Genomic DNA, 21,788 nt, shown 5'->3' on the forward strand with positions numbered 1-21,788 from the left:
AGAGACAATCACGATTCACTGCACGTTTCAGGAACCATCGCCCATGACACAGACGTTAAGCCAGCTTGAAAACCGCGGCGCTTTCATTGAACGCCACATCGGACCGGACGCCGCGCAGCAGCAAGAGATGCTGAATGTGGTTGGCGCCGAGTCGTTAAACGCGCTGACAGGTCAGATTGTGCCGAAAGACATTCAGCTCGCGACTCCGCCGCAGGTTGGCGAGGCGGCAACCGAATATGCCGCACTGGCGGAATTAAAAGCCATCGCCGGGCGTAACAAGCGCTTCACGTCCTACATTGGCATGGGCTACACCGCCGTGCAGCTACCGCCGGTTATCCTGCGCAACATGCTGGAAAATCCAGGCTGGTACACCGCTTATACCCCGTATCAACCGGAAGTCTCTCAGGGGCGTCTGGAAGCGCTGCTCAACTTCCAACAGGTGACGCTGGACCTGACGGGGCTGGACATGGCTTCCGCCTCGCTGCTGGATGAAGCGACCGCCGCCGCTGAAGCGATGGCGATGGCAAAGCGCGTCAGCAAACTGAAAAATGCCAACCGGTTCTTTGTCGCCTCTGATGTCCATCCGCAAACTCTGGACGTCGTGCGTACTCGCGCCGAAACCTTTGGCTTTGACGTCATTGTGGATGACGCGGCGAAAGCACTGGATCACCAGGATGTGTTTGGCGTGCTGTTGCAGCAGGTTGGCTCCACGGGCGAAATTCACGATTACAGCGCGCTGATTAGCGAACTCAAAGCCCGTAAAGTGATTATCAGCGTCGCCGCCGACTTTATGGCGCTGGTGCTGCTGACGGCTCCGGGCAAACAGGGCGCGGACATTGTTTTCGGCTCTGCGCAACGTTTTGGCGTACCGATGGGGTACGGTGGCCCGCACGCGGCGTTCTTTGCCGCCAAAGACGAATTTAAACGCTCCATGCCAGGCCGTATTATCGGCGTCTCAAAAGATGCGGCGGGCAATACCGCACTGCGCATGGCGATGCAGACTCGCGAGCAGCATATCCGTCGTGAGAAAGCGAACTCCAACATTTGTACCTCGCAGGTACTGCTGGCTAACATCGCCAGCCTGTATGCCGTTTATCATGGTCCGGTCGGTCTGAAGCGCATCGCTAATCGTATCCACCGCCTGACCGATATTCTGGCGGCAGGTCTGCAACAAAAAGGACTGAAGCTGCGTCATGCGCACTACTTCGACACCCTGTGTGTGGAAGTGGCTGATAAAGCTGCGGTACTGGCGCGTGCGGAAGCGGCAGAGATCAACCTGCGCAGCGATATTCATAACGCGGTGGGTATTACCCTCGATGAAACCACCACCCGTGAGAATGTGGCGCAGTTGTTCAATGTTTTGCTGGGCGACAGCCACGGTCTGAACATTGAAACACTGGATAAAGACGTGGCGCTTGATAGCCGTTCTATTCAGCAAAGTATGCTGCGTGACGATGCGATTCTGACGCATCCGGTATTTAACCGTTACCACAGCGAAACCGAGATGATGCGCTATATGCACTCGCTGGAGCGTAAAGATCTGGCGCTGAACCAGGCGATGATCCCGCTGGGTTCCTGCACCATGAAGCTAAACGCCGCCGCCGAGATGATTCCTATCACCTGGCCGGAATTCGCTGAACTACATCCGTTCTGCCCGCCGGAACAGGCCGAAGGATATCATCAGATGATTAGCCAGCTTTCGGACTGGTCGGTGAAACTCACCGGGTACGACGCCGTCTGTATGCAGCCGAACTCCGGAGCACAGGGGGAATACGCGGGGCTGCTGGCGATTCGTCACTATCACGAAAGCCGCAACGAAGGGCATCGCGATATCTGCCTGATCCCGGCTTCTGCTCACGGCACTAACCCTGCTTCTGCACATATGGCAGGAATGCAGGTGGTGGTTGTGGCGTGTGATAAAAATGGCAACATTGATCTGACTGATCTGCGCGCGAAAGCCGAACAGGCGGGTGATAATCTCTCCTGCATCATGGTGACCTATCCGTCCACCCACGGCGTCTATGAAGAAACGATCCGCGAAGTGTGTGAAGTTGTGCACCAGTTCGGCGGTCAGGTTTACCTTGATGGCGCGAACATGAACGCCCAGGTCGGCATCACCTCACCGGGCTTTATTGGCGCGGACGTTTCGCACCTCAATTTGCATAAAACTTTTTGCATTCCGCACGGCGGCGGCGGCCCAGGCATGGGACCGATCGGCGTGAAAGCGCATCTGGCACCGTTTGTACCGGGTCATAGCGTGGTGCAAATCGAAGGCATGTTAACCCGTCAGGGCGCGGTGTCTGCGGCGCCGTTCGGCAGCGCCTCCATTCTGCCAATCAGCTGGATGTACATCCGCATGATGGGCGCAGAAGGCCTGAAGCAGGCAAGCCAGGTCGCGATTCTTAACGCTAACTACATTGCCAGCCGTCTGAAAGACGCGTACCCGGTACTGTATACCGGTCGCGATGGCCGTGTGGCGCACGAATGTATTCTTGATATTCGCCCATTGAAAGAAGAAACCGGCATCAGCGAGCTGGATATTGCCAAGCGTCTGATCGACTACGGTTTCCATGCGCCAACCATGTCGTTCCCGGTGGCGGGCACGCTGATGGTTGAACCGACGGAATCTGAAGGTAAGGCTGAGCTGGATCGCTTTATCGATGCGATGCTGGCTATTCGCGCAGAGATTGACCAGGTGAAAGCCGGTGTCTGGCCGCTGGAAGATAACCCGCTGGTGAACGCGCCGCACATTCAGAGCGAACTGGTCGCCGAGTGGGCGCATCCGTACAGCCGTGAAGTTGCCGTATTCCCGGCAGGCGTGGCAGACAAATACTGGCCGACGGTGAAACGTCTGGATGATGTTTATGGCGACCGCAACCTGTTCTGCTCCTGCGTACCGATTAGCGACTACCAGTAATTTACTGATTCGACTGTTTTCTAAAGGCGCTTCGGCGCCTTTTCAGCTTGTTAATAAAGTGCGTTTTGTTTATGTCGGATGCAGTGTGAGTGCCTTATTCAGGCTACAAAGTGTTACTAATTCAATACATTACAGTAAATCGTTGGCTCCTGTCAGGCAACCTGGCGTCTGTATCAGTGTATTAGCCAGAATTAAATTACCGGTTTTTTAGAGCCTAATGATTCATTGTGCATCATTTTTACCTTGCTGTTATTTAATCAAAACAACACAGTATATTTACATGTAGTTACAAATAGTTTCTCTCCGGAATCGTTATTTACCTCTCAATATAGTTACAAAAATTTCCGTATATTAAATTCATCAAGTTATTAATTTAAATTATAAATTAGAAATAAACATAAATAACGTAAATATTTATTAACTTAGCGCTTTGTTTTTTTATACCTGGAGGGAATAATGAAACGATTTATATTTCTGCCATTAATGACATATTTTCTATTAATGAATGCAATGGCAGCTAACGGAGAAAATAATCCCAGTAATCTATTAGGTGCACCAGTTAATACCGCTATTTCTGGTGGTTCAGTATTGCCGGAAGGAAAGTTATTAACCGCCGTGAATAGCTCATTTCGCGATAAAGATCATCAAATCGAGGGGCACGGAAGTCCGGATGTTTACTCCCAGATATGGTTATTGAAGATTCGTTACGGTTTGACCGACAGACTGGAATTATCAACTGTGGGTTCCTATATCAATAACAAACGAGACAATCTGTCTCCTGAGCACATAGAGGGAATGGGCGACCAATCGGTGGGGGTCAATTATGCTTTAATGAGCCAGCGAAGAGGTGATCCGTTTTGGGTTACGGTAGGTGGGGCAGTATTACTACCCACCGGGCAAGATGGAGATAATCATTTGCCTGGGAATAGCGCCTGGGGAGGAAGAGTAACACTCACTTTAACAAAATTATTTACTCCTAACATTAAAGGGGATATGGGTTTTGTATATCAGGGACCATTTGAGCGCGGTAACAAGGACGTGAAACGAGGTAACGAATTCCAGTGGAATACCCAGGTACGGTATATGTTTAGCGATTTACCGTTGGATCTTGGTCTGGAAAGTGCCTACAGCAATAATGCCTCTGGAACGAAAAAACTGTCTAATGGCAGCGTAATTAATAACCATTCTGGAACTACCGAATGGGTTGTTGGTCCGTCATTTAATATTGCCGTCGATTCACTGAAATTATGGTTTGGTGCCGGAGCCTTCTTCCCGGTAATGCAGGAAGCGAAGTCGCCAACCAAAATGGAAGATGTACGCTGGGAATTTAAAATAGGTAAGACCTGGTAAGACTCGTTCAAAGTGTTACCCGCCGACTGGCGGGTAACGTGCAGGAGTTAAAGCTTCTCGCCGTTGCTGGCAATCACCTCTTTGTACCAGTTGAAGCTCTTCTTACGCGAACGCGACATATCGCCCGTACCGTCATCGTGCTTGTTCACGTAGATGAAGCCGTAGCGCTTGCTGTACTGACCGGTGGTGAACGACACGCAGTCGATGCAGCCCCACGGCGTGTAGCCCATCAGGTCGACACCATCGTAAGTCACCGCTTTTTTCATCTCTTCAATATGGGCGCGCAGGTAGTCAATTCGGTAGTCGTCGTTGATGCTGCCATCTTCTTCTACTTTGTCGTAAGCACCAAAACCGTTTTCGACAATAAATAGCGGCTTTTGATAGCGTTCGTACAGTTCACACAATGAATAACGCAGGCCCACCGGGTCAATCTGCCAGCCCCAGTCAGAGGCTTTAACATAGGGGTTCGGTACGCTGCCTTCAAAACCGGAAATCGCATCGCCGCTACCGCCTTCGGCTTTGACCGCGTTGGTCATGTAATAACTGAAACCAAGATAATCGCAGGTGCCTTCGCGCAGCACTTCAAGATCGCCATTTTCCATTTTGATGTTAAATCCGCGGCGCTCCCACTCGTTCAACACATAGGACGGGTAGTAGCCGCGCAGCTGTACATCGGTAAAGACGTAGCGTTCACGCATCGACTCCTGAGCAAACATCACATCTTCTGGTTTACAGGAGAAAGGATACAGCGCGACCATCGCCAGCATACAGCCCACTTTCATCTGCGGGTTAATGCGACGTGCCGCTTTTACCGCCAGCGCGCTGGCGACAAACTGATGATGTAAGACCTGATACATGGTTTCTTCTGGATTCTCATGCTCGGTATACACCACGCCGGAACAGCAGTAGCCAAACAGCGGCGCGCGCCAGTTACGCTGGTTGTTAATTTCGTTGAAGGTCATCCAGTATTTGACCTTATGTTTGTAGCGTTCAAACACGACTTCAGCAAAACGGACAAAGAAATCAACCACTTTACGATTGGTCCAGCCGCCGTAGTGCTGTACCAGATGTAATGGCATTTCAAAGTGGGAAAGGGTGATGACCGGTTCGATGTTGTATTTGAGTAACTCATCAAACATGTCGTCGTAGAATTTCAGACCGGCCTCGTTTGGCTGGGATTCGTCGCCATTCGGGAAGATACGCGTCCAGGCAATAGAGGTACGGAAGCATTTGAACCCCATTTCGGCGAAAAGACGGATGTCTTCTTTGTAATGTCCGTAAAAATCCACCGCCTCGTGGTTCGGATAGTATTTGCCAGCAACGACATTCTGGGTGATTTCGCGTGGCACGCCGTGTGCGCCGCTGGTTAGCACGTCGCAGATGCTGGGGCCTTTACCGTCTTTATTCCAGCCGCCTTCAACCTGGTGTGCAGCAACCGCGCCGCCCCATAAAAAATCTTTTGGCAAGGTGAGTTTTCTCATTGTTGCATAATCTCAATTTATTTAGTCTGTTATCATTCATTCTGCACCAAGTGGCATGTAAAGCGTACGCAAAATTCCAGGATGCTCGCGTGTCGGGGCAAGAACACATTCAGATCGTAACATCCACTTCAAGGGGCCATATTCAGGGGGATAACCACATGCAGCCAAATGACATTACTTTCTTTCAACGTTTCCAGAATGACATTCTGGCAGGGCGTAAAACCATCACTATTCGTGATGCCTCCGAGTCCCACTTTAAAGCAGGCGATGTTCTACGCGTGGGGCGGTTCGAAGATGATGGCTATTTTTGCACAATCGAAGTGACAGGAACGTCAACTGTGACGCTGGATACGTTGAACGAAAAACATGCGCAACAGGAAAATATGTCACTTGATGAGCTGAAACGGGTCATTGCTGAAATCTATCCCAACCAGACGCAATTTTATGTGATTGATTTTAAATGCCTTTGATAAATATGAACGCGTGTTAGTTGAGTTTTTGTAGTTAATTTGTTGAATAATAAACAAAATTTAATTTTGCGAATTTATTTTAGCTAACATGTGTTCACTGGAACCATTCTCAGTTACGCTAGAGGTGCAGTTCATCGTTATGAACGTTTCTCCGGAGTAAGTTATGGTGCAAAAACCATTAATGACGCAGGGATATTCGCTGGCTGAGGAAATCGCCAACAGTATTAGCCACGGCATTGGATTGGTATTTGGTATTGTCGGCCTGGTGCTGTTGTTGGTTCAGGCGGTAGAGGCGAATGCGGGTATGACGGCTATCGCCAGCTACAGTTTATATGGCGGGAGCATGATCCTGCTTTTTCTTGCCTCAACGCTTTATCATGCCATTCCTCATCAGCGGGCAAAAATCTGGTTAAAGAAATTTGATCACTGCGCTATCTATCTGCTCATTGCCGGAACCTATACGCCATTTCTGCTGGTAGGTCTGGATTCGCCGCTGGCGCGCGGACTAATGATTGTGATCTGGAGCCTGGCGCTATTCGGTATCCTCTTCAAGTTGACGATTGCGCACCGATTTAAAGTGCTTTCACTGGTTACGTATCTGGCAATGGGCTGGCTGTCGCTGATAGTGGTTTATCAGTTGGCGATTAAGCTGGCGATAGGCGGCGTGACGCTGCTAGCGGTAGGTGGCGTCGTTTACTCGCTGGGCGTAATTTTCTATGTTTGCAAACGCATACCTTATAACCACGCCATCTGGCATGGCTTTGTGCTGGGCGGCAGCGTGTGCCATTTCCTGGCCATCTATTTGTATGTGGGACAGGCATAATTCCCGGATGCCGGTGCCGGATGGCGGCGCTGTCGCACCTTATCCGGCCTTGTATCCTGAACAGATAGCTGATTAGCTGTCAGCTATCTGAAACGGGAGAAGCTTGTATCCGGCCTGAAGACTCTGAGCTTCCGATGTAGCTTAAGCCTCCCGTTTCACCTTTCACGTCACTCAAAATCCGAACGGTAACCAGAAGCGTTGACTTCGTATGTACAAGGCTGGAATGGCGTGTTGGCTCAGGTGAAAGGAGGTGTTCTGTGTGTACTCTCGGTATTGATGTCAGTAAAAATAAAATCGATCTTTGTCTGCTTACTGCCGGCCCCGGCGGTAAAAAAAAGCACAAGGTTCTGACTAACGAACCCGCCGTTGCCCGTAAAGTTATCGACTGGCTGAACGCACAAAAATGTGTTCCTGAAAGCGTGACTGTCGTACTGGAAGCGACGGGTATTTACCATGAAAATCTGGCGTATGGCCTGCATGAGGCCGGTGTCAGCGTCTGCATGGCCAACCCCTGTCGTGTCCGCGAATTTGCCCACGGGATGGATATCCTCAACAAGAATGATGCTGTCGATGCCTTCGTGCTGGCCTGTTATGGCGAGCTGAAGTCCCCGGCTGTCTGGGTTCCTCCTTCGCCTGAAGTACGTAAGCTGAGGGCATTGCTGCGCCAGCGGGATGCGCTGAGAGAGGATGTACAGCGTACGGTGAACCGGCTGGAAAAAGCGAATTCCACATCCACACCACAGGAGGTCATCCGTTCACTTGAGCGAACAAAGAGCTGGCTGAACGAGGAACTGGCCCGGATAGAGAAGCTGATAACCGATCATACGGATAACGATCCGGGGCTGAAGGCTGATCTCGAGTTACTGAAATCAATCAAGGGAGTGAAAGATCAGGTCGGGCGGGAGATGCTGGCGTTGCTGAAAGACGGGACGTTCAAAAGCGCCTCACAGGTGGCGGCCTATCTGGGACTGACACCGGTAGAGAAAACGTCGGGGAGCTCAGTGCGTGGCAGACCACATATGTCAAAAACAGGACCGTCAGGAGTGCGGGCTAAGCTGTACGTTGCAGCGCTGACCGCGAGCCGCTGGAACAAACAGGCGAAGGCTATCTATGAAAGGCTGGTCGCAAAGGGCAAGGCGAAGAAAGCCGCGCTGGGAGCTGTGATGCGCAAACTGGTACATTTATGCTTCGGCGTGTTGAAAACGCGGCTTCCGTGGGATGAAAATTATGTAGCTACCGCTTGACGTTCAAGACGGTAGCTACGAGAACAGCACGTGCGAGCCTGATGGCGTTGCGCTATCAGGCTATCCGGCTTTTAACGTGATATCACTCTTCCAGCGAGTAGGGCAGCGGGACGATATGCAGGGTGTTGGCATCGTCGCGAACGCGGAAGACGCTTTCGGCTTCTAAATCGTTATTCATGACGGCCTGAACCAGTAACTGACCATCGTCCAACTGCGTCGCCGCCAGAATAGCGCCGGTACGACGCCAGTTCTCGCCCATCTGTAGCTCCAGATCTTCTCCTGCTTCCGGTACCCGGCTGGCTTTGCCCGCCAGCAACCAAAGCGCGCGTTTATTGGCGCCGCGGAATTTTGCCCGTGCGACCATCTCCTGTCCGGTGTAGCAGCCTTTCTTGAAGCTGATGCCGCCCAGCGCCTGTAGGTTAGTCGCCTGGGGGATAAACTGACCGCTGTTCGCCGCGTCAATCACCGGAATGCCTGCTTCAATATCCAATGCCAGCCACTGTTGGCTGTTATTCAGTTCGGCTTCGCCATGTAACTTCTCCGTTAACATGTTGGCCGTCGCGACATCGGTGACAAGCAGGAATCGTTCCGCAGGATGTTCAAACCATAGCAGCGTGGAGGCGCCGTCTCTGACCACCTGATTTTCGCTATTGGGCAGTACGCTAAAGACATTAGCCAGCGCCGCGCGGGCCTGAAAACCTGCCACGCCAAGCAATACGCGTTCGTCATCCGGCGCGATGACCACTTTGGAAAATACGGCGTACTTTTTCAGCTCCGTTAATTGCGCTTCACGCACGCTACGGCGTTCAATCCAGGTGAAACCGTCGCGCTCACGGAACAGGCGCAGAGTGCTCCACATCTTACCTTTAGCATCGCAGTGGGCGGCGAGAAGGTGTTGCTGTTCAGTCATCTGGCTTACGTCAGCGGTGACCTGGCCCTGAATATACTTTTCACTGTCTACGCCGGTAATGGTCGACAGCGCCCAGTCGTCAAGCGCGATCAGCGTCAGCGGCAGGCGGGCTGACGATGAAGGATGACGTGGTGGAAAGGAGATAAAAGCCATAAATAATGTCCTGGTTAGCTGCAACAATAATGGTTAATGGTAAAAGAGCCATCGGTCATTGCAAGTGCTTTAAATAGCCCATTGAGAGCGGATTGATCGTTTTGCGAGGCGGTATCCAAAACGGATGAACGTATTGATTCCCAGCCTTTTATTTCGCGATCGCGTTCCAGATTACTGAGATTCCCGTAAAACAACGCCAAAAACACGTTACAATAGCCCGGTACTTCATTTTCGCGAGGCAGGAAGAACATGGATATTCACAATAAAGCACGTATTCACTGGGCATGTCGTCGCGGTATGCGCGAACTTGATATTTCCATCATGCCGTTTTTTGAACATGAGTACGATAGTTTAAGTGATGAAGAAAAGCGTATTTTTGTCCGTTTGTTGCAGAGTGATGACCCGGATTTATTTAACTGGTTAATGAATCACGGTAAACCGGCTGACGCTGAACTGGAACAGATGGTCCGACTCATTCAGACACGGAATCGGGAACGTGGTCCTGTGGCAATCTGATTTACGCGTCTCATGGCGCGCTCAGTGGATCTCATTGCTCATTCATGGGCTGGTTGCCGCGGTGATTTTATTGATGCCCTGGCCGCTGAGTTATACCCCGTTATGGATGATACTACTGTCGCTGGTCGTGTTTGACTGTGTACGTAGCCAGCGCAGGATTAATACCTGTCAGGGAGAGATCAAGCTACTCATGGACGGGCGCTTACGCTGGCAGGGGCAGGACTGGACGCTCTTGCATCCGCCCTGGTTACTGAAGAGCGGGATGGTGTTGCGTTTACGCGCAGAGTCTGGACGTCATCAGCATTTATGGCTGGCGGCGGATAGCATGGAAGAAGCGGAATGGCGTGAGTTGCGTCGGATACTGTTACAGCAGCCGATATCAGGCCAACACTGACGGAACGGCGTAAACGCGGTTCCGTCGAGAGGGAAATACAGCGAGTAAGGCTTCAGGCGTAGTGTTCGGCCATTTCGCCGAGAATTTGTTCACACCAGGTCTGTATACGCTCATCGCTGAGATCGTACTGGTTCGTTTCATCCAGCGCCAGGCCGACAAACAGTTGCCCATCCGCAATGACCGGTTTATTGCTGGTAAATTCGTAGCCTTCTGTGGGCCAGTAGCCGACAAATTTAACGCCTTTGAGGGCAAGTTTGTCATGCAACATACCCAGCGCATCCAGGAACCACTCACCGTAGCCGAGCTGGTCGCCCATACCGTAAAGCGCAACGATTTTGCCTTCCAGATTGAGATCGTCCAGTTGCTCCCAGACGGCTTCCCAGTCCTCCTGAATTTCGCCAAAATCCCAGGTGGGAATGCCTAAAATGAGCACGTCGTACTGCTCCATTAAGGCGGGGGCGTCATCCTTAAGGTTATGTAATGTCACCAGCTCCGGGCCGAGGATATCGCGAATTTTCTCTGCGGCCATCTCGGTGTAGCACGTGCTGGAACCGTAAAAAAGACCCATGTTCATTACGTTACATCTCGATTCTGCTATAGCGTTGCGGGTAGTGTAACAGAATCGCTGCATTCACGGCACAATGAGGCATAATGCACCCAAAGTCAGCGTGAAGTGGGGAGCGCGAATGGAACAGGATTTAGCGCGTATTGAGCAGTTTCTGGATGCCCTGTGGCTGGAACGAAATCTGGCGGAAAATACATTAAGCGCGTATCGTCGCGATTTATCGATGGTCGTTGCGTGGTTGCATCATCGCGGAAAAACGCTTGCGACGGCGCAGGCTGATGATTTACAAACGCTATTGGCTGAACGGGTGGAGGGCGGATACAAAGCGACCAGCTCCGCACGCCTGTTAAGCGCTATGCGGCGCTTTTTCCAGCATCTGTACCGTGAAAAGTATCGTGAGGATGATCCGAGCGCGCAGTTGGCCTCGCCTAAGCTTCCGCAGCGTTTACCGAAAGACCTTAGCGAGGCGCAGGTTGAGCGGCTCTTGCAGGCGCCGCTTATTGATCAACCTTTGGAGTTGCGCGATAAAGCTATGTTGGAAGTGCTGTATGCCACCGGTTTGCGCGTGTCGGAACTGGTGGGGCTGACAATGAGCGATATCAGTCTGCGGCAGGGCGTGGTGCGGGTTATCGGTAAAGGTAATAAAGAGCGGTTGGTGCCGTTAGGCGAAGAGGCGGTATATTGGCTGGAAACGTATCTGGAGCATGGGCGTCCTTGGTTACTCAATGGCGTATCGATTGACGTATTATTCCCCAGTCAGCGTGCGCAGCAGATGACGCGGCAGACCTTCTGGCACCGTATTAAACATTATGCGGTACTGGCTGGAATCGATAGCGAAAAACTATCGCCGCATGTTTTACGTCACGCTTTCGCCACGCATTTGCTGAATCACGGCGCCGACTTGCGCGTTGTACAAATGCTACTTGGGCATAGCGATCTTTCGACGACACAAATTTATACGCATGTCGCAACGGAGCGTTTGCGTCAACTTCATCAACAGCACCATCCGCGGGCATGAGTGCTGACAGGAAAGGATAGTTTATGAAAAAGCGTTTTATGATGTTCACTTTACTGGCGGCGGCGTTTTCAGGCGTGGCCCATGCGGATGATGCGGCTATCCGTCAGTCGCTGGCTAAGCTGGGCGTTCAGAGTACGGAAATTCAGGCCTCGCCAGTGGCAGGGATGAAAACCGTCCTCACTCACAGCGGCGTACTGTACGTCACTGACGATGGCAAACATATTATTCAAGGGCCGATGTATGACGTGAGCGGCGCGCATCCGGTAAACGTGACGAACAAACTGCTGATGAGCCAGCTAAATGCGCTGGAAAAAGAGATGATCGTCTATAAAGCGCCGGATGAGAAACATGTCATTACTGTTTTTACCGATATCACCTGCGGCTATTGTCATAAGCTACATGAAGAGATGAAAGATTATAACGCGCTGGGGATCACGGTACGTTATCTGGCCTTCCCGCGCCAGGGGCTGGAAAGCCAGGCGGAGCAGGATATGAAATCTATCTGGTGCGCCAAAGACAAAAACAAAGCGTTTGATGACGCCATGGCAGGTAAGGGCGTGAAACCGGCAAGCTGTGACGTGAACATTGCTGATCACTATGCGTTAGGCGTGCAGTTGGGCGTTAGCGGTACGCCAGCCATTGTATTGAGTAACGGCTATGTGGTGCCTGGCTATCAGGGACCGAAAGAGATGAAAGCGTTTCTTGATGAGCATCAAAAACAGACCAGTGGTAAATAATACGCGTGAAACAACAGAGACAACTTCGTCGGCGTGAGGCTGATGAGGCGGCGGAACTCCCCGCCGATCTTCCTCCATTACTACGACGTTTATATGCCAGCCGGGGCGTTCGTAGCGCCCGCGAACTGGAGCGCAGCGTGAAAGGAATGCTGCCCTGGCAACAGCTTAGCGGCATAGATAACGCGGTGGAGATCCTCTACCACGCCTTTCGCGAAGGTACCCGCATTATTGTTGTTGGCGATTTTGACGCCGACGGCGCGACCAGTACTGCGCTAAGCGTATTGGGAATGCGTGCGTTGGGATGTGACAATATCAGTTATCTGGTGCCTAATCGCTTTGAAGACGGCTACGGTTTAAGCCCGGAAGTGGTCGATCAGGCGAAGGCGCGCGGCGCGCAGCTTATCGTCACCGTAGACAACGGCATTTCATCCCACGCCGGCGTAGCGCATGCAAAGACGTTGGGGATTCCGGTGATCGTGACCGATCACCACCTGCCAGGCGACACGTTGCCGGATGCCGAAGCGATTATTAATCCCAATCTGCGCGACTGCGAATTCCCGTCTAAGTCGCTGGCGGGCGTCGGCGTGGCGTTTTACCTGATGCTGGCGTTGCGAACATTTTTGCGCGACAAAGGATGGTTCGACGAGCGCAACATTGCGCCGCCGAATTTGGCGGAGCTGCTGGATTTAGTGGCGTTGGGAACGGTAGCAGACGTTGTGCCGCTGGACGCCAACAACCGTATTCTGACCTGGCAAGGGCTAAGTCGTATTCGTGCCGGGAAATGCCGTCCGGGAATTAAAGCGTTGCTGGAGATATCGAATCGCGATCCGCAGCAGCTTGCCGCCAGTGATTTAGGCTTCGCGTTGGGGCCTCGCCTGAATGCCGCCGGCAGGCTGGATGATATGTCCGTTGGCGTGGCGTTACTGTTGTGCGACAACCTCGGCGAAGCGCGTGTTCTGGCCAGCGAGCTGGATGCGCTTAACCAGACGCGCAAAGAAATAGAGCAGGGGATGCAGGCGGAAGCGCTTATCCTGTGCGAAAAGCTTGAGCGCAGTAGTGAAACGCTTCCGGGCGGTCTGGCGATGTATCATCCTGAATGGCACCAGGGCGTGGTCGGAATTCTGGCGTCGCGCATTAAAGAGCGTTTTCACCGCCCGGTGATCGCCTTTGCGCCTGCGGGCGACGGCACGCTAAAAGGCTCAGGCCGATCGATTCAGGGGCTGCATATGCGCGATGCGCTGGAACGGCTGGATACCCTTTACCCTGATCTGATGATCAAGTTCGGCGGTCATGCGATGGCGGCGGGATTGTCGTTGGAAGAGCATAAATTCGAGCAGTTTCAGCAACGTTTTGGCGAGCTGGTGACGGAATGGCTCGATCCTGCCCTGTTGCAAGGCGAGGTGATCTCCGATGGTCCATTAAGCGCGGCGGAGATGTCTATGGAAGTGGCGCAACTGTTGCGGGATGCCGGACCGTGGGGGCAAATGTTCCCGGAACCGTTATTCGATGGTCGTTTCCGTCTGCTACAGCAGCGTCTGGTGGGCGAGCGTCACCTCAAGGTGATGGTGGAGCCTGTCGGCGGTGGCCCGCTGTTGGATGGCATCGCATTTAATATTGATACGACCTGTTGGCCGGATAACGGCGTGCGGGAGGTAGAACTGGCTTATAAACTGGACATTAACGAGTTTCGCGGCAACCGTAGTTTACAGATTATTATCGATGATATTTGGCCGCTATGATCGGGGCGATTTAACAACACTTTCGCTGTAATTAAGGGGCGAAATCCGCTAATATTTCGCCCTTATAACCGCATTTTGACAAGTCAAATAAAAGAAATCAGACCATGTTTGAAATTAACCCGGTGAATAACCGCATTCAGGACCTCACGGAACGCACCAACGTTCTTAGGGGGTATCTTTGACTACGATGCTAAGAAAGAGCGTCTGGAAGAAGTAAACGCCGAGCTGGAACAGCCGGATGTCTGGAACGAACCTGAGCGCGCGCAGGCGCTGGGAAAAGAGCGTTCATCGCTCGAAGCGATCGTCGATACGCTTGATCAAATGACTCAGGGGCTGGACGACGTTTCCGGGCTGCTGGAACTGGCGGTAGAAGCTGACGACGAAGAGACGTTTAACGAAGCCGTCGCGGAGCTGAATACGCTGGAAGAGAAGCTGGCGCAGTTAGAATTCCGCCGGATGTTCTCCGGCGAGTACGATAGCGCCGATTGCTATCTCGATATTCAGGCCGGTTCTGGTGGTACTGAAGCGCAGGACTGGGCCAGCATGTTGCTGCGTATGTATCTGCGTTGGGCGGAAGCGCGCGGCTTCAAGACAGAAGTCATTGAAGAGTCGGAAGGGGAAGTCGCCGGCATTAAGTCCGCGACTATCAAAATCTCCGGCGAATATGCCTATGGCTGGCTGCGCACTGAAACCGGCGTACATCGTCTGGTGCGTAAAAGCCCGTTCGACTCCGGCGGTCGCCGTCATACCTCGTTTAGCTCCGCGTTTGTGTACCCGGAAGTGGACGACGATATCGATATCGACATTAACCCGGCGGATCTGCGTATCGACGTCTATCGCGCGTCTGGCGCAGGCGGTCAGCACGTTAACCGTACGGAATCCGCAGTGCGTATCACCCATATTCCCACCGGGATTGTGACGCAGTGCCAGAACGACCGTTCGCAGCACAAAAACAAAGACCAAGCCATGAAGCAGATGAAAGCGAAGCTTTATGAACTGGAGATGCAGAAAAAGAACGCTGAAAAACAGGCGATGGAAGACACTAAGTCCGATATCGGCTGGGGAAGCCAGATTCGTTCCTATGTCCTGGACGATTCCCGCATTAAAGACCTGCGTACTGGGGTGGAAACCCGCAATACACAGGCGGTACTGGACGGTAGTCTGGATCAATTTATCGAAGCAAGTTTGAAAGCAGGGCTATGAGGAATCAACATGTCTGAACAAAACGCACAGGGCGCTGACGAGGTAGTCGATCTTAACAATGAAATGAAGGCACGTCGCGAGAAGCTGGCTGCACTGCGTGAGCAGGGTATCCCGTTCCCGAACGATTTCCGTCGTGACCGTACCTCAGACCAACTGCACGCAGAGTTTGACGCGAAAGAAGCTGAAGAACTGGAAGCGCTGAATATTGAAGTGTCCGTCGCGGGCCGTATGATGACTCGCCGTATTATGGGTAAAGCCTCTTTTGTTACCCTGCAAGACGTAGGCGGCCGCATTCAGCTGTATGTGGCGCGCGATGATCTGCCGGAAGGCGTTTACAACGAGCAGTTCAAGAAGTGGGATCTTGGCGATATCCTCGGCGCGAAAGGTAAGCTGTTCAAAACCAAAACCGGCGAGCTGTCTATCCACTGCACCGAACTGCGCCTCCTGACGAAAGCGCTGCGTCCGTTGCCGGATAAATTCCACGGCCTGCAGGACCAGGAAGCGCGCTATCGCCAGCGTTATCTGGATCTCATCTCTAACGATGAATCCCGTAACACCTTCAAAACCCGTTCGAAGATCCTGGCCGGTATTCGCCAGTTTATGGTTGCTCGCGGCTTTATGGAAGTCGAAACGCCGATGATGCAGGTGATCCCAGGCGGCGCGTCTGCCCGTCCGTTTATCACCCATCACAACGCGCTGGATCTGGACATGTACCTGCGTATCGCGCCGGAACTGTACCTCAAGCGTCTGGTGGTTGGCGGCTTCGAACGCGTATTCGAAATTAACCGTAACTTCCGTAACGAAGGCATCTCCGTGCGCCATAATCCTGAGTTCACCATGATGGAACTCTATATGGCGTATGCGGACTACAAAGACCTGATCGAGCTGACTGAGTCTCTGTTCCGTACGCTGGCGCAGGATGTTCTGGGCACCACCCAGGTTCCGTACGGTGATGAAGTGTTTGACTTCGGTAAGCCGTTCGAAAAACTGACCATGCGTGAAGCGATCAAGAAATATCGTCCGGAAACGGATATGGCTGATCTGGACAACTTCGACTCCGCGAAGGCGATTGCTGAAAGCATCGGCATTCACGTCGAGAAGAGCTGGGGTCTGGGCCGTATCGTCACCGAGATCTTTGACGAAGTCGCTGAAGCGCATCTGATTCAGCCGACCTTCATCACCGAATATCCGGCTGAAGTGTCTCCGCTGGCGCGTCGTAATGATGTGAACCCGGAAATCACTGACCGCTTCGAGTTCTTTATCGGCGGTCGTGAAATCGGTAATGGCTTTAGCGAGTTGAACGATGCGGAAGACCAGGCGCAGCGTTTCCTGGATCAGGTTAATGCAAAAGCGGCGGGCGACGACGAAGCCATGTTCTACGACGAAGACTACGTGACGGCGCTGGAACACGGTTTACCGCCGACAGCGGGTCTGGGAATTGGTATCGACCGTATGGTGATGCTGTTTACTAACAGCCACACGATCCGCGACGTTATTCTGTTCCCGGCGATGCGTCCGGTGAAATAAGATGTAAATTGCCGGATGGGGCATTAGCCGCCATCCGGCATCTCTTCGTTCAGGCGTAGCGCCATCAGGCAATCTTTAACGCTGGCAGTAATTGAGCAGTCGTTCACGCGCTTGTTCGTCTGACGCTTGCATGACCATCCACGGGCTAAATGCCCACGGCGTAGCGAGAAGGCTTTTCCAGACGCTTTTAAATTCGCTCCACTGATAGTCCATCACCTCTTCGCTGTTAACCTGTAACACACTGGTTGCCCGCGCGGCAAATACCGGACAGACTTCATTTTCCACAATACCGTTTGGATCTGTCGCTCGATAGCTGAAGTGCGGATAGACGGGGGTGAGATCGGTAATTTCCACGCCGAGTTCGAACCGACAACGGCGGATGATCGCCTCTTCGGTGGTTTCGCCTTGTTGCGGATGACCGCAAACCGAATTCGTCCACACGCCTGGCCAGGCTTTCTTGCTCAGCGACCGTCGTGTTACCAGCAACTGACCATCTTCGTTAAATAGCCAGCAGGAGAAAGCCAGATGCAAAGGCGTATTAAGCGTATGAGCCGCATACTTTTCCAGTGTGCCGGAAGGCTTATCCTGCTCATCCAATAAAACGACATGTTCCTCAGTCATGAAAGCTCCTGAAAATTAAAATGACCCGGCAGCATGGCCAGGCCATATACTCAGACGATCAGCGTAGCGCATAACAGAAAGAAAGGCATTACCAAAACAGGCCCTGACAGAACGCAGACGAGCGCCATTGTGCCGTGATTCGATATTATGCTGGCATATCGGATATTCGCGGCATCATCATCCACGCGGCCCCTTTCCGGCGTCAATGGATTGGGCATACGGCATTTGGCTGCTATCATAAGGCGTCTGTCAATAGAGTGAGGAATGGTTTTGAGCGCAGGACGCCTGAACAAAAATAGCCTGGGTATTGCGGTGCTGTTATGCGCAGGGCTGCTGCTGGCGGGGTGTTCCAGTAATTCCGGCTCAGGAACGTATTCCGGCTCCGTCTATACCGTTAAGCGCGGTGATACGTTGTATCGTATATCGCGCGCTACGGGAACCAGCGTGAAAGAACTGGCCCGACTGAATGGCATTTCTCCGCCTTATACTATTGAGGTGGGGCAGCGAATTAAAGTGCGCGGCAGCGCAAAGAGTAGCAGTTCAACACGCAAAACCAGCAATAAAACAGCAACAAAAACTGCTGCGGTCAGACCGTCATCTTCGGTGCCAAAATCCTCCTGGCCGCCGGTGGGGCAGCGTTGTTGGGTATGGCCTGCTAACGGTAAAGTGATTTTACCTTATTCCACCGCGGAGGGCGGAAATAAGGGGATCGATATTGCGGGCGCGCGCGGAACGCCTGTTTATGCGGCGGGAGCGGGTAAAGTTGTCTATGTCGGGAACCAGCTGCGCGGTTACGGCAATCTCATCATGATTAAGCACAATGAAGATTACATTACGGCTTACGCTCATAATGACACCATGCTGGTTAATAATGGACAAAGCGTTAAAGCGGGGCAAAAAATCGCTACGATGGGCAGCACGGATGCCGCATCCGTAAGACTACACTTCCAGATTCGCTACCGGGCGACGGCCATCGATCCGCTGCGTTATCTGCCGCCGCAGGGGAGTAAACCGAAGTGCTGACGGCGAATTAATCGCCAGTCAGCCAGTAAGTCTCTTGCCAACCAGAGCGTAAGGTTTATAATGCCTTACGCATCTCAAAGCGGGCGTAGTTCAATGGTAGAACGAGAGCTTCCCAAGCTCTATACGAGGGTTCGATTCCCTTCGCCCGCTCCAGACAAATATCTTCTAGTATTTACTAAAACCACGAATTTACAGCAATTTTCCGTGTCGGCCCCACAGTACACAGGGTTTCAATACCTATGTCGGACGGCTATTATCAGCTGGCGACTCCGGTAATGACTTTATCATTCAGCCCGCAGCACAACGATGCCCGGTCTGGAATGCATGTATTCCATAAACGGTGTGTCCACCACTTTTCTGTTTGCGGCCAATGAGGAGGCGTTCCTGAACCACACCTGTTCATCATGGCGAACTACGATACCCACATGTGAAACGTCCAGCCCGTCAAGCGGGGAGTAGACACCGATATAATCCCCGTTTTTTAGGTGGTTCATGACCTGCTGGTTGATGGCTCTTCCGGGAATGTAATTTATTTTACGAGGATGGATGCCCAGACCAGGAATGTACTCGCCGCCATCAGGTTTATGGTTAAGCTGCTTGTCAACAACGACATAATCAGGGCTGATATCCGGCGTTACATCCCGTGCATTACGCGGTGCTGCGGCGAACCAGTCAGAGAAGAAGTGCCGGCGGCTGAGATAAGCAACTTTGCCCGCGGCGTAGCGAGTCCTGGCAAGATTATGCAGAAACGATTTCTGATTATCGCTGCGGGCCAGGGCTTCAACGTAATCAGCCAGGGTAAAGCAGTCCACGCCGTTGAAATTCGCTACAAGGACTTCGGGGATGCCGGGCCCACCGATGAGCGTATCCGCCTGATAAGGTGTTCCGAGAAAAGCAGACGATACGCGGCTGATAACTTCTCCATGGTTTTCGCCTTTATAAGGAATGACATCCGACTGGATAATCCGGCTTATTTTTTCTGCCGTAACGCTGTCCATGCTGGTCTGATATTTTTCTGTGCCAGGGACGGCACAGGCCGTCAGATGCGCCGACATAAGCAAAATTGTCCATGCATTTACCTTCATTATCATCTCCGGAAAGGTTCAAATCCCTTTTTTACCTTTACCGGAAATGGTTGTGATGGATACAGAAAAACGCCAGAGGTTGATTACAGGTTGAGTAATATGAACGCTGATGATGATAAATGTGAAGATCATCATACGACTTTATTCGCCGTTGTTTTTTGCCTGATCGTCAAAGCCAACATGCCCCTTCAGGCTGGCTTATAAGTCAGAGTGTAGATTGCGACGTGTCCGATCAGCGATTCTGACGCGTCCACCTCGGTGTGGCGGTCGTCGCTGACGATCACTTTGACATGGAGAATTTTGTACTCACTGAATGTTCGAACCGGACCACCTCCCAAGAGGTGAAGGAATAGTCCATCAGACGGATTTCCTGTCGCGCGGTCTCAATTATCTTAAGAACAAGCTGGAGATCTGTACCTTCCGGATAAAATCCTGCCTCAATGATGGCTGCGTAAGTATGCGGTACTGGCGCACACCGAGCCAGACCGAGCAAACCGGGCAGAAGCCATGGGCACATATGTTTTTTATGCCTTGTTTGCATGGTATTTCCTTCATTGGATGTATTCAGAAATGCCGGAGTCGGACAAGGATGCCCTGCGGAGTGCGCGTCATGTGACTGGATTATTTTTTCCTGTATATCTCTTTGACATATACATCGCCTCTACTCATAATGGATATACGCGTTGTATATCCAGAAAGGAGGCAGTTATGCACACAACACTTTTTTTTAGTAACCGGACCCAGGCAGTCAGATTGCCTAAATCGATATCCTTTCCGGATGATGTGAAACATGTCGAAATCATTGCGGTTGGTAGAAGCAGAATCATTACTCCAGTCGGAGAATCCTGGGACAGCTGGTTCGATGGCGAAGGCGCCAGTACTGATTTTATGAGTACCAGAGAACAACCCGCAGTACAGGAACGGGAAGGATTCTGATGCTGAAATTCATGCTTGATACCAATACCTGTATTTTCACCATCAAAAATAAGCCCGAACACATCAGAGAACGCTTCAACCTCAATACATCCCGAATGTGTATCAGCTCCATCACCTTAATGGAGCTGATTTACGGTGCTGAAAAAAGCCTGGCGCCGGAGCGTAATCTTGCCGTCGTGGAGGGATTTATCTCCCGCCTTGAGGTTCTGGATTACGATACACAGGCAGCGATACATACCGGTCAAATCCGTGCCGAACTGGCCCGCAAGGGAACACCTGTCGGGCCTTATGACCAGATGATTGCTGGCCATGCCCGTAGCCGCGGACTGGTCGTCGTCACAAACAATCTCCGCGAGTTTGAACGCATTCCGGGTATCCGAATCGAAGACTGGTGCTAATTTCTGCATCAGATGTTATCCCCGGATTCAAACTCTTTTCCGGATTTAGTGGCACAGTCAATTTGGTTACCTGCTTAATGGTGGTTTGCATCACATTTTTAGCTGGTGGTATTTTTTTATGTTGACTGGAGATATCTGCCAACAGCATAACTTTTACGGCCAGATAATAAATAAAAGAGTACCAAAATGTCGTATTCTGACATGTTTACGAAGGGAGTACCGCTCCCTTCTTTTTTTTCCTGGATACTCACTGAACAATGCCGTTACTGCCCGATAACTGCCGCACCCCCCTCTCCATAGCCGTTTCCTGCAACTTAAATCACAGACGTTGATTTACCAGGCCGATATGCCTTCTTTCCCGTTATATACCCTTCATACTTCAAGTTGCTTATGTGTTGGCTACGGATTACTCGGTCCATCCATGGGCCTCGCCCTGACGGGCCGTCGCACGCGACGTTCAAATCTGCTCCCGGCAGAATTGTCGCTCACCCCAGTCACATCATTATCTATGCTACTGGGGACTCACTCCCTTGCCGCCTTTAAGCAACTCAAATTATTTTGGGTATATATCAGTGAACTTCTATTTTTGTCAGTTTTTATTTTTCAGTTTATTTATTATTAAATACTGTTTCTGGTCTGGATATATTTTCGTGAATAGCTTCCCGACAGCCGGAGACA

Annotated in this window: 21 protein-coding genes and 1 tRNA gene; 16 read left to right on the forward strand and 6 right to left on the reverse strand. The window is 51.7% G+C overall.

Annotated features, from left to right (window positions below):
- Window positions 1-43 precede the first annotated feature (43 nt).
- Together gcvP and HU143_RS04270 are read left to right on the forward strand one after the other, a co-directional pair.
- The gene (gene gcvP, locus HU143_RS04265; protein ID WP_051129289.1) at window positions 44-2,917 is read left to right on the forward strand and encodes an aminomethyl-transferring glycine dehydrogenase; all 2,874 of its coding nucleotides are present in this window, start codon (window positions 44-46) and stop codon (window positions 2,915-2,917) included.
- Between the two features lie 456 nt (window positions 2,918-3,373).
- Window positions 3,374-4,267: a transporter gene (locus tag HU143_RS04270; RefSeq protein ID WP_023226767.1), complete on the forward strand. Its 894-nt coding sequence runs from the start codon at window positions 3,374-3,376 to the stop codon at window positions 4,265-4,267.
- A 47-nt stretch (window positions 4,268-4,314) separates the two neighbouring features.
- Here HU143_RS04270 and bglA read toward each other — a convergent pair whose 3' ends face one another.
- A complete protein-coding gene (gene bglA, locus HU143_RS04275) occupies window positions 4,315-5,748 on the reverse strand; it encodes a 6-phospho-beta-glucosidase BglA (protein WP_023226768.1) in 1,434 nt (477 codons plus the stop codon).
- Window positions 5,749-5,906: 158 nt separating this feature from the next.
- On the opposite strand from bglA, the gene yqfB reads away from it, so the two are divergent.
- From yqfB to HU143_RS04290, 3 genes are all read left to right on the forward strand, one after another.
- Window positions 5,907-6,218, forward strand: coding sequence for a N(4)-acetylcytidine aminohydrolase (gene yqfB, locus HU143_RS04280; protein ID WP_001182976.1), 312 nt, complete (start codon window positions 5,907-5,909; stop codon window positions 6,216-6,218).
- Between the two features lie 163 nt (window positions 6,219-6,381).
- Complete coding sequence (gene trhA / locus HU143_RS04285; protein ID WP_000250289.1) at window positions 6,382-7,041, forward strand: PAQR family membrane homeostasis protein TrhA; 660 nt, start codon at window positions 6,382-6,384, stop codon at window positions 7,039-7,041.
- Between the two features lie 257 nt (window positions 7,042-7,298).
- Complete coding sequence (locus tag HU143_RS04290) at window positions 7,299-8,285, forward strand: IS110 family transposase (RefSeq protein WP_023226548.1); 987 nt, start codon at window positions 7,299-7,301, stop codon at window positions 8,283-8,285.
- Window positions 8,286-8,367: 82 nt separating this feature from the next.
- Here the strand turns inward: HU143_RS04290 and ygfZ are convergent, their stop codons facing one another.
- Window positions 8,368-9,348 (reverse strand): tRNA-modifying protein YgfZ, encoded by a 981-nt coding sequence (gene ygfZ / locus HU143_RS04295; protein WP_017441090.1) that lies wholly within the window; start codon window positions 9,346-9,348, stop codon window positions 8,368-8,370.
- Window positions 9,349-9,597: 249 nt separating this feature from the next.
- On the opposite strand from ygfZ, the gene sdhE reads away from it, so the two are divergent.
- Window positions 9,598-9,864 (forward strand): FAD assembly factor SdhE, encoded by a 267-nt coding sequence (gene sdhE / locus HU143_RS04300; protein WP_000351186.1) that lies wholly within the window; start codon window positions 9,598-9,600, stop codon window positions 9,862-9,864.
- Window positions 9,845-10,258 (forward strand): protein YgfX, encoded by a 414-nt coding sequence (locus HU143_RS04305; protein ID WP_000244755.1) that lies wholly within the window; start codon window positions 9,845-9,847, stop codon window positions 10,256-10,258. The genes sdhE and HU143_RS04305 overlap by 20 nt, the downstream gene beginning before the upstream one ends.
- A gap of 52 nt (window positions 10,259-10,310) precedes the next feature.
- On the opposite strand, the gene fldB is transcribed toward HU143_RS04305, so the two are convergent.
- Window positions 10,311-10,832 carry a flavodoxin FldB gene (fldB, locus tag HU143_RS04310; RefSeq protein WP_001055885.1) on the reverse strand — a complete coding sequence of 174 codons (522 nt, stop codon included), beginning with the start codon at window positions 10,830-10,832 and terminating at the stop codon, window positions 10,311-10,313.
- 112 nt (window positions 10,833-10,944) lie between these two features.
- Here fldB and xerD point away from each other — a divergent pair, with 112 nt between their 5' ends.
- The 5 genes from xerD (at window position 10,945) to lysS (ending at window position 17,047) form a co-directional block, all read left to right on the forward strand.
- Window positions 10,945-11,841, forward strand: a complete 897-nt coding sequence (gene xerD / locus HU143_RS04315) for a site-specific tyrosine recombinase XerD (RefSeq protein WP_000434302.1) — start codon at window positions 10,945-10,947, stop codon at window positions 11,839-11,841.
- 23 nt (window positions 11,842-11,864) lie between these two features.
- The gene (gene dsbC, locus HU143_RS04320) at window positions 11,865-12,578 is read left to right on the forward strand and encodes a bifunctional protein-disulfide isomerase/oxidoreductase DsbC (RefSeq protein ID WP_000745614.1); all 714 of its coding nucleotides are present in this window, start codon (window positions 11,865-11,867) and stop codon (window positions 12,576-12,578) included.
- A gap of 5 nt (window positions 12,579-12,583) precedes the next feature.
- Window positions 12,584-14,317 carry a single-stranded-DNA-specific exonuclease RecJ gene (gene recJ / locus HU143_RS04325; protein WP_023227724.1) on the forward strand — a complete coding sequence of 578 codons (1,734 nt, stop codon included), beginning with the start codon at window positions 12,584-12,586 and terminating at the stop codon, window positions 14,315-14,317.
- A 104-nt stretch (window positions 14,318-14,421) separates the two neighbouring features.
- Window positions 14,422-15,520, forward strand: a protein-coding gene (gene prfB / locus HU143_RS04330) for a peptide chain release factor 2 (RefSeq protein WP_010989230.1) whose coding sequence is annotated in 2 segments (ribosomal slippage) — window positions 14,422-14,496 and window positions 14,498-15,520 — 1,098 coding nt in all. Because the reading frame shifts where the segments join, the coding sequence is not laid out codon by codon here.
- A gap of 9 nt (window positions 15,521-15,529) precedes the next feature.
- Window positions 15,530-17,047 carry a lysine--tRNA ligase gene (gene lysS, locus HU143_RS04335; protein WP_000003339.1) on the forward strand — a complete coding sequence of 506 codons (1,518 nt, stop codon included), beginning with the start codon at window positions 15,530-15,532 and terminating at the stop codon, window positions 17,045-17,047.
- 75 nt (window positions 17,048-17,122) lie between these two features.
- Here the strand turns inward: lysS and idi are convergent, their stop codons facing one another.
- Window positions 17,123-17,668, reverse strand: coding sequence for an isopentenyl-diphosphate Delta-isomerase (idi, locus tag HU143_RS04340; protein WP_000133994.1), 546 nt, complete (start codon window positions 17,666-17,668; stop codon window positions 17,123-17,125).
- Between the two features lie 264 nt (window positions 17,669-17,932).
- Between idi and actS the strand changes: the two genes are divergently transcribed.
- Both actS and HU143_RS04350 read left to right on the forward strand, forming a co-directional pair.
- The gene (gene actS, locus HU143_RS04345; protein ID WP_000244318.1) at window positions 17,933-18,691 is read left to right on the forward strand and encodes an amidase activator ActS; all 759 of its coding nucleotides are present in this window, start codon (window positions 17,933-17,935) and stop codon (window positions 18,689-18,691) included.
- Window positions 18,692-18,770: 79 nt separating this feature from the next.
- Window positions 18,771-18,844, forward strand: a tRNA-Gly gene (locus tag HU143_RS04350).
- Window positions 18,845-18,975: 131 nt separating this feature from the next.
- Here HU143_RS04350 and HU143_RS04355 read toward each other — a convergent pair.
- Both HU143_RS04355 and HU143_RS04360 read right to left on the reverse strand, forming a co-directional pair.
- Complete coding sequence (locus HU143_RS04355) at window positions 18,976-19,782, reverse strand: DUF1460 domain-containing protein (protein ID WP_010989071.1); 807 nt, start codon at window positions 19,780-19,782, stop codon at window positions 18,976-18,978.
- 274 nt (window positions 19,783-20,056) lie between these two features.
- Window positions 20,057-20,317, reverse strand: coding sequence for a hypothetical protein (locus HU143_RS04360; RefSeq protein ID WP_023227725.1), 261 nt, complete (start codon window positions 20,315-20,317; stop codon window positions 20,057-20,059).
- 167 nt (window positions 20,318-20,484) lie between these two features.
- On the opposite strand from HU143_RS04360, the gene vapB reads away from it, so the two are divergent.
- Complete coding sequence (gene vapB / locus HU143_RS04365) at window positions 20,485-20,712, forward strand: toxin-antitoxin system antitoxin VapB (protein ID WP_000557545.1); 228 nt, start codon at window positions 20,485-20,487, stop codon at window positions 20,710-20,712.
- Window positions 20,712-21,110: a tRNA(fMet)-specific endonuclease VapC gene (gene vapC, locus HU143_RS04370; RefSeq protein WP_000911337.1), complete on the forward strand. Its 399-nt coding sequence runs from the start codon at window positions 20,712-20,714 to the stop codon at window positions 21,108-21,110. The genes vapB and vapC overlap by 1 nt, the downstream gene beginning before the upstream one ends.
- Window positions 21,111-21,788: the final 678 nt, after the last annotated feature.

It is taken from the genome of Salmonella sp. SJTUF14076 (assembly GCF_015534835.1).
In the GTDB taxonomy this organism is placed as follows: Bacteria; Pseudomonadota; Gammaproteobacteria; order Enterobacterales; family Enterobacteriaceae; genus Salmonella; species Salmonella enterica.

Excerpts from the sequence above, each read along its gene's own strand:
- idi (WP_000133994.1), bottom strand. The coding sequence starts at position 17,668 with ATGACTGAGGAACATGTCGTTTTATTGGATGAGCAGGATAAGCCTTCC.
- HU143_RS04360 (WP_023227725.1), bottom strand. The coding sequence starts at position 20,317 with ATGCAAACAAGGCATAAAAAACATATGTGCCCATGGCTTCTGCCCGGT.
- sdhE (WP_000351186.1), top strand. The coding sequence starts at position 9,598 with ATGGATATTCACAATAAAGCACGTATTCACTGGGCATGTCGTCGCGGT.
- HU143_RS04355 (WP_010989071.1), bottom strand. The coding sequence starts at position 19,782 with ATGATAATGAAGGTAAATGCATGGACAATTTTGCTTATGTCGGCGCAT.
- xerD (WP_000434302.1), top strand. The coding sequence starts at position 10,945 with ATGGAACAGGATTTAGCGCGTATTGAGCAGTTTCTGGATGCCCTGTGG.
- vapB (WP_000557545.1), top strand. The coding sequence starts at position 20,485 with ATGCACACAACACTTTTTTTTAGTAACCGGACCCAGGCAGTCAGATTG.
- lysS (WP_000003339.1), top strand. The coding sequence starts at position 15,530 with ATGTCTGAACAAAACGCACAGGGCGCTGACGAGGTAGTCGATCTTAAC.
- bglA (WP_023226768.1), bottom strand. The coding sequence starts at position 5,748 with ATGAGAAAACTCACCTTGCCAAAAGATTTTTTATGGGGCGGCGCGGTT.
- trhA (WP_000250289.1), top strand. The coding sequence starts at position 6,382 with ATGGTGCAAAAACCATTAATGACGCAGGGATATTCGCTGGCTGAGGAA.
- gcvP (WP_051129289.1), top strand. The coding sequence starts at position 44 with ATGACACAGACGTTAAGCCAGCTTGAAAACCGCGGCGCTTTCATTGAA.
- fldB (WP_001055885.1), bottom strand. The coding sequence starts at position 10,832 with ATGAACATGGGTCTTTTTTACGGTTCCAGCACGTGCTACACCGAGATG.
- actS (WP_000244318.1), top strand. The coding sequence starts at position 17,933 with ATGGTTTTGAGCGCAGGACGCCTGAACAAAAATAGCCTGGGTATTGCG.
- yqfB (WP_001182976.1), top strand. The coding sequence starts at position 5,907 with ATGCAGCCAAATGACATTACTTTCTTTCAACGTTTCCAGAATGACATT.
- HU143_RS04270 (WP_023226767.1), top strand. The coding sequence starts at position 3,374 with ATGAAACGATTTATATTTCTGCCATTAATGACATATTTTCTATTAATG.
- dsbC (WP_000745614.1), top strand. The coding sequence starts at position 11,865 with ATGAAAAAGCGTTTTATGATGTTCACTTTACTGGCGGCGGCGTTTTCA.
- vapC (WP_000911337.1), top strand. The coding sequence starts at position 20,712 with ATGCTGAAATTCATGCTTGATACCAATACCTGTATTTTCACCATCAAA.
- ygfZ (WP_017441090.1), bottom strand. The coding sequence starts at position 9,348 with ATGGCTTTTATCTCCTTTCCACCACGTCATCCTTCATCGTCAGCCCGC.